This window comes from Pseudomonas sp. ESBL9 (genome assembly GCF_036668715.1).
Lineage (GTDB): Bacteria > Pseudomonadota > Gammaproteobacteria > Pseudomonadales > Pseudomonadaceae > Aquipseudomonas > Aquipseudomonas lundensis.
Genome location: NZ_JAZEVV010000005.1, coordinates 110,768 through 126,057, shown reverse-complemented (window position 1 = coordinate 126,057; position 15,290 = coordinate 110,768). Strand labels below are relative to the sequence as shown.

At 60.4% G+C, this 15,290-nt stretch carries 16 protein-coding genes; 2 read left to right on the top strand and 14 right to left on the bottom strand.

Going from position 1 to position 15,290, the window contains the following annotated elements; all coding sequences use genetic code 11:
* Nucleotides 1–35: 35 nt before the first annotated feature.
* The 13 genes from V6F78_RS15480 to V6F78_RS15420 all read right to left on the bottom strand — a co-directional run bounded on the left by V6F78_RS15480 (nt 36) and on the right by V6F78_RS15420 (nt 12,451).
* Nucleotides 36–989, bottom strand: coding sequence for a S66 peptidase family protein (locus V6F78_RS15480; RefSeq protein ID WP_332727731.1), 954 nt, complete (start codon nt 987–989; stop codon nt 36–38).
* Nucleotides 990–993: 4 nt separating this feature from the next.
* A complete protein-coding gene (gene lipA / locus V6F78_RS15475) occupies nt 994–2,034 on the bottom strand; it encodes a lipoyl synthase (RefSeq protein WP_047279119.1) in 1,041 nt (346 codons plus the stop codon).
* A 1-nt stretch (nt 2,035) separates the two neighbouring features.
* A complete protein-coding gene (gene lipB / locus V6F78_RS15470; RefSeq protein ID WP_047273503.1) occupies nt 2,036–2,689 on the bottom strand; it encodes a lipoyl(octanoyl) transferase LipB in 654 nt (217 codons plus the stop codon).
* A complete protein-coding gene (locus V6F78_RS15465; RefSeq protein WP_047295708.1) occupies nt 2,689–2,964 on the bottom strand; it encodes a DUF493 domain-containing protein in 276 nt (91 codons plus the stop codon). Before V6F78_RS15465 ends, lipB begins: the two co-directional genes overlap by 1 nt.
* Nucleotides 2,965–3,043: 79 nt before the next feature.
* A complete protein-coding gene (locus V6F78_RS15460) occupies nt 3,044–4,201 on the bottom strand; it encodes a D-alanyl-D-alanine carboxypeptidase family protein (RefSeq protein ID WP_047295711.1) in 1,158 nt (385 codons plus the stop codon).
* 175 nt (nt 4,202–4,376) lie between these two features.
* Nucleotides 4,377–5,375, bottom strand: a complete 999-nt coding sequence (locus V6F78_RS15455; protein WP_047273500.1) for a septal ring lytic transglycosylase RlpA family protein — start codon at nt 5,373–5,375, stop codon at nt 4,377–4,379.
* Nucleotides 5,375–6,397, bottom strand: coding sequence for a lytic murein transglycosylase B (mltB, locus tag V6F78_RS15450; RefSeq protein ID WP_371264262.1), 1,023 nt, complete (start codon nt 6,395–6,397; stop codon nt 5,375–5,377). Before mltB ends, V6F78_RS15455 begins: the two co-directional genes overlap by 1 nt.
* A 5-nt stretch (nt 6,398–6,402) precedes the next feature.
* The gene (rodA, locus tag V6F78_RS15445; RefSeq protein WP_047274257.1) at nt 6,403–7,506 is read right to left on the bottom strand and encodes a rod shape-determining protein RodA; all 1,104 of its coding nucleotides are present in this window, start codon (nt 7,504–7,506) and stop codon (nt 6,403–6,405) included.
* 31 nt (nt 7,507–7,537) lie between these two features.
* Complete coding sequence (mrdA, locus tag V6F78_RS15440) at nt 7,538–9,433, bottom strand: penicillin-binding protein 2 (protein WP_047279123.1); 1,896 nt, start codon at nt 9,431–9,433, stop codon at nt 7,538–7,540.
* Nucleotides 9,434–9,445: 12 nt separating this feature from the next.
* The gene (rlmH, locus tag V6F78_RS15435) at nt 9,446–9,913 is read right to left on the bottom strand and encodes a 23S rRNA (pseudouridine(1915)-N(3))-methyltransferase RlmH (protein WP_003444191.1); all 468 of its coding nucleotides are present in this window, start codon (nt 9,911–9,913) and stop codon (nt 9,446–9,448) included.
* A gap of 9 nt (nt 9,914–9,922) precedes the next feature.
* A complete protein-coding gene (rsfS, locus tag V6F78_RS15430) occupies nt 9,923–10,417 on the bottom strand; it encodes a ribosome silencing factor (protein WP_047279125.1) in 495 nt (164 codons plus the stop codon).
* A gap of 71 nt (nt 10,418–10,488) precedes the next feature.
* Nucleotides 10,489–11,145, bottom strand: a complete 657-nt coding sequence (nadD, locus tag V6F78_RS15425; protein ID WP_047274255.1) for a nicotinate-nucleotide adenylyltransferase — start codon at nt 11,143–11,145, stop codon at nt 10,489–10,491.
* A gap of 34 nt (nt 11,146–11,179) precedes the next feature.
* Nucleotides 11,180–12,451 carry a glutamate-5-semialdehyde dehydrogenase gene (locus V6F78_RS15420; protein ID WP_047273496.1) on the bottom strand — a complete coding sequence of 424 codons (1,272 nt, stop codon included), beginning with the start codon at nt 12,449–12,451 and terminating at the stop codon, nt 11,180–11,182.
* Between the two features lie 177 nt (nt 12,452–12,628).
* Between V6F78_RS15420 and V6F78_RS15415 the strand changes: the two genes are divergently transcribed.
* The gene (locus tag V6F78_RS15415; protein WP_080963834.1) at nt 12,629–13,297 is read left to right on the top strand and encodes a DNA-3-methyladenine glycosylase; all 669 of its coding nucleotides are present in this window, start codon (nt 12,629–12,631) and stop codon (nt 13,295–13,297) included.
* Nucleotides 13,298–13,345: 48 nt separating this feature from the next.
* Nucleotides 13,346–14,662 (top strand): bifunctional DedA family/phosphatase PAP2 family protein, encoded by a 1,317-nt coding sequence (locus V6F78_RS15410; protein WP_047273494.1) that lies wholly within the window; start codon nt 13,346–13,348, stop codon nt 14,660–14,662.
* 21 nt (nt 14,663–14,683) lie between these two features.
* Here V6F78_RS15410 and V6F78_RS15405 read toward each other — a convergent pair whose 3' ends face one another.
* Nucleotides 14,684–15,286: an LON peptidase substrate-binding domain-containing protein gene (locus V6F78_RS15405; protein ID WP_047279131.1), complete on the bottom strand. Its 603-nt coding sequence runs from the start codon at nt 15,284–15,286 to the stop codon at nt 14,684–14,686.
* Between the last annotated feature and the right edge of the window lie 4 nt (nt 15,287–15,290).

Sequence of the window (15,290 nt, the reverse complement as noted above, 5' to 3'; positions counted from 1 at the left end):
ACGGCCTGCGCCACCCCTCTCCCGCCGGGAGAGGGTCAAGGCGTGATCGAAACGACGTCCTGCTCTAACACCAACTGCTGGTTATCTGCATCCAGACGCACGAGCGCGCCCATTGGCAAGGTCAGGTTGGGGTCGCAATGCCCGCTGCGCCATCCCGCGAGTACAGGCACCCCTAGCGGCCCAAGCTCCTGCCCGATCAGCCGCATCAACGCCTGAGTGTCCACTCCGGCCACATCCCCCACCAACACACCCCGAACCCGCGCCAACTTGCCCGCTAACCGCAGTTGGGTCAGCAGACGGTCAATCCGGTACAGCGGTTCGTTGACGTCCTCAATGAACAAAATGATGCCGTCTGCGTCCAGCTCGAATGCGGTGCCAAGCGTGCCGCAGATCATGGCCAGGTTGCCGCCCAGCAACCGTCCGCTGGCCACGCCCGGCGCCACGGTGGTCAACGCAAACGCGGCGGGATGAGTCAGAACGGCGCCTTGCCGGCCACTGATCATGTCCAGCAGGGAGGATTCAGTGGGCGCCTGCTTATTGCCCAGCAGGTCGGCGTTCAGCATCGGCCCGTGAAAGGTCACGAAGCCTGCATAACGGGTGATGGCCAGATGCAGCGCCGTGATGTCGCTGTAGCCAATAAAAGGTTTCGGATGGCGTTTCAGGAGTTCGAAGTCGATGCCATCGAGCAAACGCGGGCTGCCATAGCCGCCGCGCATGCACAAAATCGCGTCGATGCTGTCGTCGGCAAAGGCGTCGTGCAAATCGTGCAAACGAATAGCATCAGCGCCGGCCAGGTAGCCGTCTTTTTCCCATACCCCCGGAAAAACCCGCAGTTGATAACCGCGTGCCTGTATCCATTGGGTGGCAAGGTGAAGATCGAGTTCGGCGGGGCCAGCCGGGGCGATCAGGCCGATCACCCCGCCAGCACGCAGCGCGGGCACCGCGCCGTGGGCCTTGTCAGACACCTGCGCGATGAACCGGCTGTTCATGGTTTCACTCACTGACCAGCATGTTCTTGACCAGCTTGGCCTGCTCATCCGCGTGGTACGAGGAACGAACCAACGGCCCGGATGCAACGTTTTTGAAGCCCATTTTGTAACCTTCCTCGGCGAACCAGGCGAAGGTGTCAGGGTGCACAAAACGCTGAACCGGCAAGTGGCTGCGCGACGGTTGCAGGTACTGGCCAAGGGTCAGCATGTCGATGTCGTGCTCGCGCATGCGCTTCATCACTTCGATGACTTCTTCATCGGTTTCGCCAAGGCCCAGCATCAGACCGGATTTGGTCGGGATGTGCGGCATCATTTGTTTGAAGCGCTGCAGCAACGTCAACGACCACTGGTAATCGGAACCCGGACGCGCCGCCTTGTACAGACGCGGGACGGTTTCGAGGTTGTGGTTGAACACGTCAGGCGGCTCGGCGGCCGTGATGTCCAGCGCTACGTCCATGCGGCCACGGTAGTCGGGCACCAGGGTTTCAAGCAGCACGTTGGGTGACAGCTTGCGGATTTCGCGGATGCAATCGGCAAAGTGCTGGGCACCGCCGTCACGCAGGTCGTCACGGTCCACCGAGGTGATGACCACGTACTTCAAGCCCAGGTCAGCAATGGCGATGGCCAGGCTTTGTGGCTCATTGACGTCCAGAGGCTTGGGTCGACCATGGCCGACGTCGCAGAACGGGCAGCGACGGGTGCAGATGTCGCCCATGATCATGAAGGTGGCAGTACCGCCCGAGAAGCACTCACCCAGGTTCGGGCAGGATGCTTCTTCGCAAACGCTGTGCAATTTGTGTTTGCGCAGCAGTTGCTTGATACGGTCGACTTCCGGAGAAACCGGGATGCGCACCCGAATCCAGTCAGGTTTTTTCGGCAATTCGGTGGTCGGAATGATTTTGACCGGGATACGCGCCACCTTTTCGGCACCGCGCAGCTTGACGCCGGTCTCAACCTTGGAACGGGCCTCGCTGGCGCGGGCTGCACGTTCTGAGATGTCCAGCGTAGGGATCAGGGTTTCAACAGCGTCTTGCGCAGTAGTCATATCAATCGATTCCGCCCGTCAGGGTCGTCTGCTCAGCATAGTCGAGGTGTTTGACGAGCTGCGCGCGCAGCCGGGCACGCACCTCGGCAAATTCAATCGGGCCTGCATGGTCGCGCAACTGGGTCATCGCCAGCCCCGCGTAGCCACAGGGGTTAATCCGTCGAAACGGTTCCAGGTCCATATCCACATTCAGGGCCAGGCCGTGGAAAGAGCAGCCATTGCGGATCCGCAGGCCCAGTGAGGCGATTTTCGCGCCATTCACATACACGCCGGGCGCATCGGGCTTGGCGTGGGCGCTTACGCCATAGCTGGCGAGCAGCTCGATCAGGCAGCGCTCCATCCGGCTGACCAGTTCGCGAACCCCAAAACCCAGACGCCGCACGTCCAGCATCAGGTAGGCAACCAACTGGCCGGGCCCGTGATACGTCACTTGCCCGCCGCGATCTGATTTGACCACCGGGATATCACCCGGCAGCAGCAGGTGCTCGGCCTTGCCGGCCTGCCCCTGGGTGAATACTGGCGGATGCTCCACCAGCCAGATCTCGTCTTGCGTCTCGGGCCGGTCTTTGCGTTGGTCAGTGAAACGCTGCATGGCCAGCCAGGTGGGCTCGTAATCCAGCAACGCCAACTCGCGAAAACCCAGGGCCCGCGACATCACAACACCATGTGAACGAAGCCAGTGGCCCGCAGTTCGCTGTTGATGTTGTACAGCTGGTCCTGATCCGTGGCCACAATGTGCAGCTGGATGGTGGTGTACTTGCCGTTGGTGCTCTGGCGTTCGTCAATACGCTCGTTGTTGATCGTTGCGTGTTTTCTCACGATCACGAGGATTTTGTCCTTGTTACCCACACCTGTGTCACTGATCACCTTAACCGGGTAATCGGTTTGAGGAAATTCGATCTTTGGCGCCTTTACTTCGTTATCGCTCATGGCGTATTGGCCTCGTAAGCCCGGAACTACAGACATGACCCCGCGCCGGGTAAGCGCAGGGTCACACAGGTGGGTGCAATCAGTTGAACAACCCGTAGAAGAATAGACGGATGCTATCCCACACGCGGCGGAAAATGCCACCTTCCTCAACCGGCTCAAGTGCGATCAAGTCCGCACTGTGAACAACTTTATCGTCGAGTTTGACTTCAACCTTACCGATCACGTCACCTTTGGCGATGGGCGCCATCAGTTGCGGGTTCATGGTCATGCTCGCGGCCAGCTTTTTCAATTGGCCTTTAGGCAGGGTCAGGGTCAGGTCGTTGGCCAGACCGGCTTTGACCTGACTGGTGGTGCCTTTCCAGACAGGAGCCTGAGCCAGCTCGGTGCCTTTCTGGTAGAAGGTCTGGGTTTCGAAGAAGCGGAAACCGTAGGTCAGCAGTTTTTGCGTTTCGGCCGCACGGGCCGCTTCGCTGTTGGTGCCGAACACCACGGCGATCAAACGCATGCCGTCACGCACTGCCGAAGACACCATGCAGTAGCCTGCTTCATCGGTGTGACCGGTTTTCAGGCCGTCAACGGTCTTGTCGCGCCACAGCAACAGGTTGCGGTTAGGCTGCTTGATGCCGTTCCAGAAGAACTCTTTCTGCGAGTAGATCGCGTAGTGGGTCGGGTCTTCGTGGATGATTGCGCGGGCCAGCAGCGACATGTCATGCGCCGACGAGTAGTGCTCAGGGTTTGGCAGACCGGTCGGGTTCATGAAGTGGCTATTGGTCATGCCCAGCTCGGCTGCGGTCTTGTTCATCAGATCCGCGAAAGCGTCTTCACTGCCGGCAATGTGCTCAGCCAATGCAACGCTGGCGTCGTTACCCGACTGAATGATGATCCCGTGCAGCAGATCGCTGACCGACACCTGGGAGCCGACCTTGATGAACATGCGCGAACCACCGGTGCGCCAGGCGTTCTCGCTGACCGTTACCGGGTCGTTCTCGCCAATCTGGCCACGACGGATTTCCAGCGTCGCAATGTACGCGGTCATCAGTTTGGTCAGGCTGGCCGGGGGCAGGCGCTGGTCGCCATTGTTCTCAACCAGCACGTTGCCGCTACTGGCATCCATCAGCACGTAGGATTTGGCGGCAAGCTGTGGCGGCGACGGCATCATTTCGGCTGCCCAGGCGGCAGGCGTAATGATCAGCGGGACAAGCAGGCACAGGCGTTTGGCAAAGGTGGTGATGTTCATCCGTCTCTCGAAATTGTTGATGGAAACTTACCCTCGCGGGCAAAACTGTTCTGACAGCCCTTAGAGGGGCTGTCGCGTATTCAGTTGCAGGCACGGCCCTCGCAGGGCTTTTGTTCTTTGTCGCTGCAACTGCGTTTGGGCCCTGAACCTTCGGGGCCCAACGCGTTAATCAGTGTTACTGATCCGATGTCACAACGCTTGGCTGGCCCAAATTGGCCAGTCGCACGCTGTTTTGCGCCTGCTGTACTTCGCCGGCCGAGGCAATCGGCCCCAGCCGCACACGGTGCAAGGTCTGCTGATTGCGCACAATCGAGCTAATGAATACGGGGGCACTGACCATGCCACTGAGCTTGGAACGAAGCAACTCTGCGGCATCCGGGTTGGCAAAGGCGCCGACCTGCAAGTACGTGCCCTGCCCGTTGGCCATGCGCGGCACCGGCACAACATCCGTGGCGTGTTGCTGCGCAGGCGGCGTCCATTGCTCGACCTTGCCCGTGGCAATGGTAGGTCCGGGGGCATTCTGGGCCATTTTCGGCTCATTGAGCATCAGCGGCGCAGGACGACCGCGCTGCGCCCACCACTGCTGCGGGTCGATGCCTTCGACTTTGACCCGCGCCGTACCGGTTTCGGCATAGCCCAGCTTTTTGGCCGCCGCGTAGGACAAGTCAATGATGCGGTCCGAATAGAACGGGCCACGGTCGTTAACCCGCAGCACCACGGCTTTACCGTTGTCCAGGTTGGTCACTTTGACGTAGCTGGGCAGCGGCAGGGTTTTGTGCGCTGCGCTCATGCCGTACAGGTCATACACCTCGCCATTGGCAGTGTTCTGACCGTGAAACTTGGTGCCGTACCAGGATGCCGTACCTGACGCCACGTACGTCTTGGACTCTTGCATCGGAAAGTAGGTCTTGCCCAGCACGGTATACGGGTTGGCTTTGTACGGCCCGGTGTGCAGGGTGGGCGTCGCATCGGGGATACGCGAGACGTCTACGTCCCACCACGGCGCGCCGTCCTTGTGTGCCCGGTTGATGTCCAGACCGGGCGTGGCGCGGACCACCGGGGCCGACTTTTGCTGCGGCGCGGTGGAACGACTGCTGGAGCAACTCACCACCAGCAACGCGACGGCGGCGCAGGCAGCAACTTTCAACGGTGTACGGATCGCTAGAAACGGCATTACTTGTTGCCCCGTGCTTGAACCAGCAGGTCGGACAGTTGGTGCACTGCCATGGCGTACATCACGCTACGGTTGTAACGCGTAATCGCATAAAAATTCTTCAGGCCCATCCAGTATTCAGGGCCGTTTTCGCCTTCGAGACGCAAGGCGGTGACCGGCATGTCGTCACGCAGCGCATCATGACTCGACCACCCCAGCGCTCGCAACTCCCCGACCGTTTTCACCGGTTCGATGCCTTGGGTCAACCCTTCGTCGGCGCGATCGCCTTGCACATCAGCCCGAATGACCACCGGCTCGCCCGCTACCCAGCCATGGCGCTTGAAATAGCTGGCAACACTGCCGATGGCGTCGTCCGGGTTGCTCCAAATATTAATGTGGCCGTCGTTATCAAAGTCCACGGCATAGGCGCGGAAGCTGCTCGGCATAAATTGCGGCAAGCCCATCGCACCGGCGTACGAGCCCTTAAGGGTCAACGGGTCGACCTGTTCCTCGCGGGCCAGCAGCAGAAATTCGCGCAGTTCTTTGCGGAAGAATTCAGCACGTGGCGGGTAATCGAAGCCCAGGGTCGACAGCGCGTCGATCACCCGGTAGCTGCCCGTGTTACGGCCGTAGAAGGTTTCAACGCCAATGATCGACACAATCACTTGCGCCGGTACGCCATATTCCTGCTCGGCACGGGCCAGCACGGCTTCGTGCTCACGCCAAAAATCGACACCGCGCGCCACGCGGGCATCCGAAATGAAGATCGGGCGGTATTCCTTCCACTGTTTAACGCGCTCGGCCGGACGCGAAATGGCATCAAGGATGCTCTGCTTGCGTTGAGCCTCGCGGAAAACGTCCATCAGCTGTTCACCGGCGAACCCGTAATCGCGGGTCATCTCGCCGACAAACTCAGCCACCTGGGGCGAGCCTTCATAGTCGCCGGCCACCGCGCCTTGCGCCGCCCCGAACAGACCTAACAGGCCTACCCAGGACGCGTATCGAGCAGCCCAGCCACGCATTACTTGCATTGAATTCTTCACCTTAATCAAACTTGCGCGATCCACTTGCGATGCGTGTGGATCGACATCAAAACCCCAAACGCTGACAGCAGCGTAACGAGCGAAGTTCCGCCGTAGCTAATGAACGGCAATGGCACGCCCACCACCGGCAACAGGCCACTGACCATACCGATGTTGACGAAAACATAAACAAAAAACGTCATGGTCAGGCTGCCGGCCAGCAATTTGCCGAACAGCGTCTGCGCCTGGGCCGTAATCACCAGGCCACGACCAATCAACAGCAGATAAATCAGCAGCAATGCGCAAATGCCCACCAGCCCGAACTCTTCGCCCATCACCGCAATAATGAAGTCGGTGTGGCTTTCAGGCAGGAAGTCCAGGTGCGACTGGGTGCCCAGCAACCAGCCTTTGCCAAACACACCGCCCGAACCAATGGCGGCCTTGGACTGAATGATGTTCCAGCCGGTGCCCAGCGGATCGCTTTCAGGGTCGAGGAAGGTCAGCACGCGCTGCTTTTGATAGTCGTGCATCACGAAAAACCACATGGCGACGGCCACCGGCACCGTGGCCGCCAGCACGCTGAGAATCCAGCGCCAACGCAGCCCGCCCATGAACAGCACAAACGCGCCACCCGCCAGTACCAGCAGCGCAGTACCGAGGTCGGGCTGACGCACAATCAGCGCAAAGGGCACGCCAATCAGCATGAGGCTGATCGCCACGTGTTTGAGCTGCGGGGGCAAGGTGCGCTTGGAGAGGTACCAGGCGATGGTCGCTGGCATCAGAATCTTCATGAATTCCGAAGGTTGGAAACGGATCACCCCCGGGATGTTGATCCAGCGCGTGGCCCCCATGGCGTTGTGGCCCATGACGTCCACGACCACCAGCAGCAGCACGCCGATCAGGTAACCAATCGGCACCCAGCGCGCCATGAACCGGGGTTCAAGCTGGGCAATGATGAACATTGACACCAGACCGATACCAAACGAGGTGGCCTGCTTGCTCAGCAGGTCCCAGCTCTTGCCGCTGGCCGAGTACAGAACGAACAGACTGCCAGCCGCCAGGGTCAACAGCAAAATCAGCAGCGGGCCATCGATGTGCAAACGCTGCAACAGCGAGGCACGTCGACGCATCACATCCTCACTGGAGAGCATGCGATCAAAATTACTCATCACGGGCCGTAACCTCCGCCTTTGAAGGGCTGGCGTACTCAGGTTTGAGCTTGCCTTGTGCATCCAGCAACCAGGCATCCATGACCTTGCGCACGACCGGCGAAGCCACGCGGCTGCCCGCCTCACCGTTTTCAATCATGACCGAGACCGCAATTTGCGGGTTGTCGGCCGGGGCGAAACCAACGAACAACGCGTGGTCGCGGTGGCGTTCCTGAACTTTGGAACGGTCATATTTTTCGCCCTGCTTGATCGCCACCACTTGCGCCGTACCGCTTTTGCCGGCGATCAGGTATTGCGCCCCCACGCCCGCCACACGGGCAGTCCCGCGGGCGCCATGCACCACTTGCTGCATGCCGTGGGTGACCTTGGCCCAGTTGGACGGGTCGCGCAGCACGATGTCCGGCATCGGGTTCGGATCAACGGGTGGCACACCCTCGATGGTCTTGGCCAGGTGCGGGCGGATCCATTTGCCTTTGCTGGCAATCAGCGCGGTCGCTTGTGCCAGTTGCAACGGCGTGGACTGCATGTAGCCCTGACCAATCCCCAGAATCAGGGTTTCGCCCGGAAACCAGGCCTGCCGCCGCGTCGCCCGCTTCCACTCGCGGGACGGCATCAAGCCTGCGGACTCCTCGAACATGTCGAGCGAGACTTTCTGGCCAATGCCGAACTGGTTCATGTACGAGGACAGACGATCAATGCCCAGCTTGTGAGCCAGGTCATAAAAGTAAGTGTCGTTGGAACGCATGATCGCGGTGTCCAAATCCACATAGCCGTCACCGCTGCGGTTCCAGTTACGGTACTTGTGATCGTAATTGGGCAGCATGTAGTAGCCGGGGTCGTAGACCCGCGACGAACCGGTGATCACGCCGCTGTCGAGCCCGGCAATCGCCACCGCGGGCTTGATGGTCGAGCCCGGCGGGTAAAGGCCGCGCAGAATGCGGTTGAACAGCGGGCGGTCGATCGAGTCGCGTAACTCGGCATACGCCTTGAAGCTGATGCCGGTGACAAACAGGTTGGGGTCGAAGCTCGGCTGACTGACCATCGCCAGTACTTCGCCAGTATTCGGATTCAACGCCACCACGGCGCCACGGCGCCCGGCCAGCGCTTCTTCGGCGGCTTCCTGCAATTTGATGTCGAGGCTGAGCACGATGTCCTTGCCGGGGATCGGGTCCGTGCGCTTGAGCACACGCAACACCCGGCCACGGGCGTTGGTCTCGACTTCTTCGTAACCTACCTGACCGTGCAGTTCAGCCTCATAGAAGCGTTCGATGCCGGTTTTACCGATGTGATGGGTGCCGCTGTAATTCACAGGATCGAGGGTTTTAAGCTCTTTCTCGTTGATCCGCCCCATATAGCCCACCGAATGCGCAAAATGCGCGCCCTGCGGGTAGTGGCGCACCAGTTGCGCGACCACTTCAACCCCGGGCAGGCGGAACTGATTCACGGCAATCCGGGCGATCTGTTCTTCGGTGAGCTCAAACAGAATGGGCACCGGCTCGAATGGCCGACGCCCCTGTCGCATGCGCTTTTCAAACAAGGCACGGTCTTCTGGCGTGAGCTGCAACACTTCGACGATCACATCGAGCACTTGCTGCCAGTCGCCGGAACGTTCGCGGGTCATGCTCAGGCTGAAGCTGGGCCGGTTGTCCGCGATCACCACACCGTTGCGGTCGAAAATCAGGCCACGCGTCGGGGGAATGGGCTGCACGTGCACCCGGTTGTTTTCAGACAGGGTCGAGTGGTACTCGTACTGCACAACTTGCAGGTAGTACAGGCGCGCAATCAGCGCACAAATGAGCGCCACCACCACAATTGCGCCGACCACAACGCGGCTGCGCACAAGGCGTGCGTCTTTCTCGTGGTCTTTGAGGCGAATTGGCTGAGACATTCGGGACGCTGACTATTTGTGATAAGGGTGCCCGGACAAAACCGTCCAGGCGCGATACAACTGCTCACCAATCAGAATCCTTACCAACGGGTGCGGCAACGTCAACGGCGACAGCGACCAGCGCTGATCAGCCCGTGCACAGACTTCCGGCGCCAGCCCTTCAGGGCCGCCCACCATGAAGTTCACCGTGCGCGAGTCCAGGCGCCAGCGGTCCAGCTCGACCGCCAGCTGCTCGGTACTCCAAGGTTTGCCATGCACTTCCAGCGTGACAATACGCTCACCCGGACCGACTTTGGCCAGCATGGCCTCGCCTTCCTGACGGATGAAGCGGGCCACGTCGGCATTTTTGCCGCGGGTGTTGAGCGGTATTTCCACCAGTTCAAGGGCCAGCTCGGATGGCAGACGCTTGGCATATTCATGCCAGCCTTCTTCCACCCATTTAGGCATACGCGAACCGACAGCGATCAAACGCAGGCGCACAGCTAACCCTTACTCTTGGTCTTTGTTGAGCTTGAGGAAATGCTCGTGGGTGTTTTCCGGGCTGTGGTGAGCAGCGCTGCCTGCACGGCTTTGCTCAGCACCGGCCCACAGACGCTCCAGGTCGTAGAACTGACGCGCACTGGCGGTCATCATGTGAACGATCACGTCGTCCATGTCCAGCAGAACCCAGTCGCTGTCGCCCTTGCCTTCTTCGCCCAACGGCTTGACGCCCAGCGCTTTGACCGCTTCGCGGACCTTGTCCAGCATCGCGCCGATTTGACGGTTCGAAGTACCGGTGGCGATGATCATGAAGTCAGTGATGCTGTGCTTGTCGCGCACGTCGATGACTTGAATGTCCTGGGCCTTGACGTCTTCCAGGGCAGTCACCGCCACCTTGACCAGCTCTTCGCCTTTCAGGATTTCGGTCGGTTGGGCTTTTTCCGGCAGAGGGGCGCTCTTGAACGTGCCTTTGCGCTTAACTTTGCTTACATCTTTGTTGGTCATATAAAACTCGTTTTGCTCATATGTTCGGGTGTTTCAATACACGTTGTTATCGCGCCTTGAAACACGCCTTTTCAGTTCGACGCACGGTACAGTCCGTGCGCATCGATGTAGGCCAGGACCGCGTCGGGCACCAGGAAACGTACCGACTTACCGCTGGCCAGCAGTTGACGGATCTGGGTGGCGGAAACCGCGAGCGGTGTCTGCCAGACGAATGCAATCTGTCCGCTCGACCCTTTCAGGGCCAGCGGGTCGCTTACCGAGCGCGCTGCCAGCAGGTTGCGCAAGGCATCCGGCGGTTCGCTGTCGGCATCCGGGCGCTGTAGCACCAGGATATGGCAATGCTGGAGCAACTCTTCCCAGCGGTGCCATGTAGGCAGGCCGCAAAACGCGTCCCAACCCAGCAATAAAAACAACTGGTCCTGCGCGGCAAGCTCGGCCCGCATCAGTTCCAGGGTGTCGATGGTGTAGGACGGTTTGTCCCGTTGCAGTTCCCGGGCGTCCACCACCAGCGTAGCCACACCTTCGACGGCGCACTCGACCATCGCCAGACGGTCGTGCGCAGACACGTGCGGCGTGTCACGGTGAGGCGGCCTGGCATTGGGCGTCAGACGCAGCTCGTCGAGCCCCATCATCTCTGCCACTTCCAGCCCGCCGCGCAAATGCCCGATGTGCACCGGATCGAAGGTTCCACCCAACACACCTATGCGCCGGGGTAACGCGTCGTTCATCGGTGCCTCCACTGCCGCTTCAAGGTCGATCAAGTCAGACCGGCTCCTGACCGCGCAGCTGTCCGTCACCGACCACAATGTACTTCTCGCAGGTCAGACCTTCGAGACCCACCGGGCCGCGGGCGTGCAGCTTATCAGTAGAAATGCCAATCTCCGCACCCAATCCGTATTCAAATCCATCGGCGAAGCAGGTCGGGGTGTTGAGCATGACCGAACTGGAGTCCACTTCGGCCATGAAACGCCGGGCGTCGCCCTGATGTTCGGTGACAATCGAGTCGGTGTGATGGGAGCCGTAGTGATTGATGTGCTCAATGGCCGCGTCCAGCCCGTCGACAATACGGATCGACAGAATCGCGTCCAGGTATTCGGTGTGCCAGTCGTCTTCAGTGGCCGGTACCACGTCGATCAGCGCTTGAGTACGCTCACACCCGCGCAGCTCGACACCCTTGGCGCGGAACTCCTCGGCCATGGCAGGCAAAAAATCTGCCGCGACGGCCTGATCCACCAGCAACGTTTCCATCGCCCCGCAAATACCGTAGCGATAGGTCTTGGCGTTGAACGCAATGCGCCGGGCCTTGGGCAGGTCGGCATGAGCACTGACGTACACATGGCAAATGCCGTCCAGGTGCTTGATCACCGGCACCCGCGCATCACGGCTGACACGTTCGATCAAGCCTTTGCCGCCACGGGGGACGATCACGTCCACGTATTCGGGCATGGTAATCAACGCGCCGACAGCCGCGCGGTCGGTCACTTCAACCACTTGCACCACCGCCGGCGGCAGCCCGGCCTCGGCCAGACCTCGCTGGATACAGGCGGCAATCGCCCGATTGGAGTGAATGGCTTCGGAGCCTCCGCGCAAAATGGTGGCATTGCCGGACTTCAGGCACAGGCTCGCGGCGTCGATGGTCACGTTGGGACGCGACTCATAGATGATGCCAACCACGCCCAGCGGCACGCGCATCTTGCCCACCTGGATTCCCGAAGGGCGGTAGCTCATGTCACGAATGGCGCCGACCGGGTCCGGCAGGCTGGCCACCTGACGCAGACCGACGATCATGCCGTCAATGCGCGCCGGGGTCAGGGCCAGACGCTCCAGCATGGCGGGTTCAAGACCATTGGCCCGGCCCGCCGCCAGATCCTGCTCATTGGCGGCGGTGAGTTCCGGTCGCGCAGCGTCCAATGCAGCAGCAGCCGCCAGCAAGGCACGGTTTTTTTGCCCGGTGCTGGCACGGCCAATCACACGGGAAGCTTCACGGGCAGCGCGACCCAAACGGGTCATGTAGTCAAGAACGGACTCAGTCATGGTCTCAATGGTCTTGGCAGAGAGGAAAGCGGCCGATTATAGCGGTCAAGCCGCCTCACGCACAGCGGTGGCAGGCGGATGGTCGAAATGGACTGCAAATACACAGCGTTCAGCGCGGATTAAGCAGGTCTTGCTATGATCTGCGCCCTTTGCGCCACTGATGTGATAGCCCTGAAGATGCCTACGATGCTGCCGGATGCCTTTTTCGACCGTGATGCCCAACGCGTTGCCCGCGAACTATTGGGCAAAGTCATTCGTCACCGGGTTAACGACCTGTGGCTCAGTGCGCGGATTATCGAAACCGAAGCCTATTACTGCGTCGACAAAGGCAGTCACGCCTCACTGGGTTACACCGAAAAGCGCAAGGCGCTGTTTCTCGATGGCGGGCACATTTATATGTACTACGCTCGCGGCGGCGACTCGTTGAACTTCAGCGCCCACGGCCCGGGCAATGCCGTCCTGATCAAATCGGCCTACCCGTGGGTCGACGAGCTGTCCGGCCCGCACAGCCTGGCGCTCATGCAGCGCAACAATCCCGACACGCAGGGCCGCCCGCGACCCGAGCGCAAGCTCTGCGCCGGGCAAACATTGCTGTGCAAGGCGCTGGGGCTGAAAGTGCCTGAATGGGATGCAAAATGTTTCGACCCCGAACGTTTACGGGTCGATGACGTCGCACAACAACCCTCGCAGGTGATTCAAACCACACGCCTGGGCATCCCCCACGGGCGCGATGAACACCTGATGTACCGCTTTGTCGACGCTGACTACGCTGCGTATTGCACGCGTAACCCGCTGCGACGCGGCCAGGTTGAAGGCAAGGACTACGTGATCCTGGATCACCCGTGATTGCCACTGCCCGAACGATTTAACCGACGATCAAAAGGAAATTGAAACATGGGCCCATGGCTCGATAGCGTAACTGGCTGGCTGACAGCCAACCCGCAGTGGCTGGGCCTTGCGGTGTTTATTGTGGCGTGCGTTGAATGCCTGGCCATTGCCGGGATTATTGTGCCGGGCACCGTGCTGCTGTTTGCAATCGCCGTCATGGCGGGCAGCGGTGCCTTGTCATTGGGCGAAACCTTGCTGCTGGGGTTTCTCGGCGGACTGCTCGGGGATGTCGTGTCTTATGCGCTGGGCAGACGCTTTCATCAAAACATTCGGCGCTTGCCTTTATTGCGCACCCACCCCGAGTGGATGAACGGCGCCGAAAGTTACTTCCACAAGTACGGCATCGTCAGCCTGCTTGTGGGGCGTTTCATCGGCCCGCTACGGCCCATGCTGCCCATGGTCGCAGGGATGTGCGACATGCCCGTCCCGCGCTTTATCGGGGTCAGCCTGCTGGCCGGCATCGGCTGGTCGGTGGCGTACCTGCTGCCTGGTTGGGCGACCGGCGCCGCGATCCGCTTGCCATTACCTGAAGGCTTCTGGCCCCAAGCGGCGATTGTCGCGGTCGGGCTGGCGGGGTTGCTGGGGCTGAGCATCAACGCCAGCATTCGGCGCCAATCCAAAGCAACCTTGCTGATCGGCGCCCTGAGCCTGGTGCTGCTGCTGGCGGTGTTCATCGGCTACCCATACATGACGGCTCTGGATCAGGGCATTTCTGCACTGGTGCAAGAGCATCGCAGCAGCGCCATGGACATGGCCGCCGTGCTGGTGACGCAGATCGGCAACTTCCGCACCCAGTTTCTGGCGGCGGCGCTGGTGTGCATCATCCTGCTGCTGACCCGGCAATGGCGCGCGATGATTTTTTTCGGCGGGGTGACGCTGTTCACTGCGCTGGCCAACACTTTCACCAAGCTGTTCTTCGCCAGGGTGCGCCCTGACGTGTTGGTGGATCCGCTGACCAGTTACAGCATGCCCAGCGGCCATAGCTCCGGCGCGTTTGCGTTCTTTGTCGCGCTGGCAATTCTGGCCGGGCGCGAGCAACCTCAGCGCATGCGCATCACGTGGGTGCTACTGGGCTGCCTGCTGGCGATCACGGTCGCCATGTCGCGGGTGTACCTCGGCGCTCACTGGCCAACTGACATCATGGCGGGCGCGCTACTGGCGATCACGGTCAATGCGTTTGGACTGGCGCTGTGCCAACGCTTCATGCCGCTGAGCCCCGTCCCGCAGAAAGTCTGGTGGCTGATTTTGCCCGCCAGCACGGCGCTGTATGGCTTTTTCATGCTGGCGCACATGTCCAAAGAGCTGCTGCGCTACGCGTACTAACACCGCCGCGTGGGGCGAGGATCAATTGAGGGTTTCGCCCTGAGAATCGCCCTGCATTTCGTCCAGCAGCACCTGAATGCCATCCAGACGCTGCTGCGGGTCATCGACTTGCAGCAGTTGTAACTTGTCCTCCTCGGCAAAAGGCAGCAAATAGGCCAGTTGATTGGCCAGCGACTGCTGCCCCTCGACTTCGGTGTTCATGTTCAGGGCCGCCACCATCGGGTGCTCGGCCAGCGCCTTGAGCAGCGCCAGCAAATCCTGATCTTCCTCTTCAAGCGGTTGCTCGGGGATTTCGTCCAGCCACTCAACCTCCGCTACCAGCAACTGGTCACGCTGGCGTTCTGCACTCAGCACCCCAAAGCGTCGCCCGCCTTCGACCCGTATGCCCAACAGGCCATTTTCCTGTTGCTGAAAGTCGCGGATCAGCGCTTCACACCCGATCGGCGCAATGTCGTCGGGGGCGTCGCCCACTTCACTGCCCTCCAGAATGCACACCACCCCAAAACCGGTGCCCTGCTTCATGCAGCGGGCAATCATGTCGAGGTATCGCGCCTCAAAAATTTGCAGATCCAGTACACAACCGGGAAAGAGCACAGTCTTGAGAGGAAACAACGGCAATGTCATGTCT

Bases quoted from the DNA above. Each gene is read 5' to 3' on its own strand.
- V6F78_RS15480 (WP_332727731.1), bottom strand. From the start codon at position 989: ATGAACAGCCGGTTCATCGCGCAGGTGTCTGACAAGGCCCACGGCGCG.
- lipA (WP_047279119.1), bottom strand. From the start codon at position 2,034: ATGACTACTGCGCAAGACGCTGTTGAAACCCTGATCCCTACGCTGGAC.
- lipB (WP_047273503.1), bottom strand. From the start codon at position 2,689: ATGTCGCGGGCCCTGGGTTTTCGCGAGTTGGCGTTGCTGGATTACGAG.
- V6F78_RS15465 (WP_047295708.1), bottom strand. From the start codon at position 2,964: ATGAGCGATAACGAAGTAAAGGCGCCAAAGATCGAATTTCCTCAAACC.
- V6F78_RS15460 (WP_047295711.1), bottom strand. From the start codon at position 4,201: ATGAACATCACCACCTTTGCCAAACGCCTGTGCCTGCTTGTCCCGCTG.
- V6F78_RS15455 (WP_047273500.1), bottom strand. From the start codon at position 5,375: ATGCCGTTTCTAGCGATCCGTACACCGTTGAAAGTTGCTGCCTGCGCC.
- rodA (WP_047274257.1), bottom strand. From the start codon at position 7,506: ATGCGTCGACGTGCCTCGCTGTTGCAGCGTTTGCACATCGATGGCCCG.
- mrdA (WP_047279123.1), bottom strand. From the start codon at position 9,433: ATGTCTCAGCCAATTCGCCTCAAAGACCACGAGAAAGACGCACGCCTT.
- rsfS (WP_047279125.1), bottom strand. From the start codon at position 10,417: ATGACCAACAAAGATGTAAGCAAAGTTAAGCGCAAAGGCACGTTCAAG.
- nadD (WP_047274255.1), bottom strand. From the start codon at position 11,145: ATGAACGACGCGTTACCCCGGCGCATAGGTGTGTTGGGTGGAACCTTC.
- V6F78_RS15420 (WP_047273496.1), bottom strand. From the start codon at position 12,451: ATGACTGAGTCCGTTCTTGACTACATGACCCGTTTGGGTCGCGCTGCC.
- V6F78_RS15415 (WP_080963834.1), top strand. From the start codon at position 12,629: ATGCCTACGATGCTGCCGGATGCCTTTTTCGACCGTGATGCCCAACGC.
- V6F78_RS15410 (WP_047273494.1), top strand. From the start codon at position 13,346: ATGGGCCCATGGCTCGATAGCGTAACTGGCTGGCTGACAGCCAACCCG.
- V6F78_RS15405 (WP_047279131.1), bottom strand. From the start codon at position 15,286: ATGACATTGCCGTTGTTTCCTCTCAAGACTGTGCTCTTTCCCGGTTGT.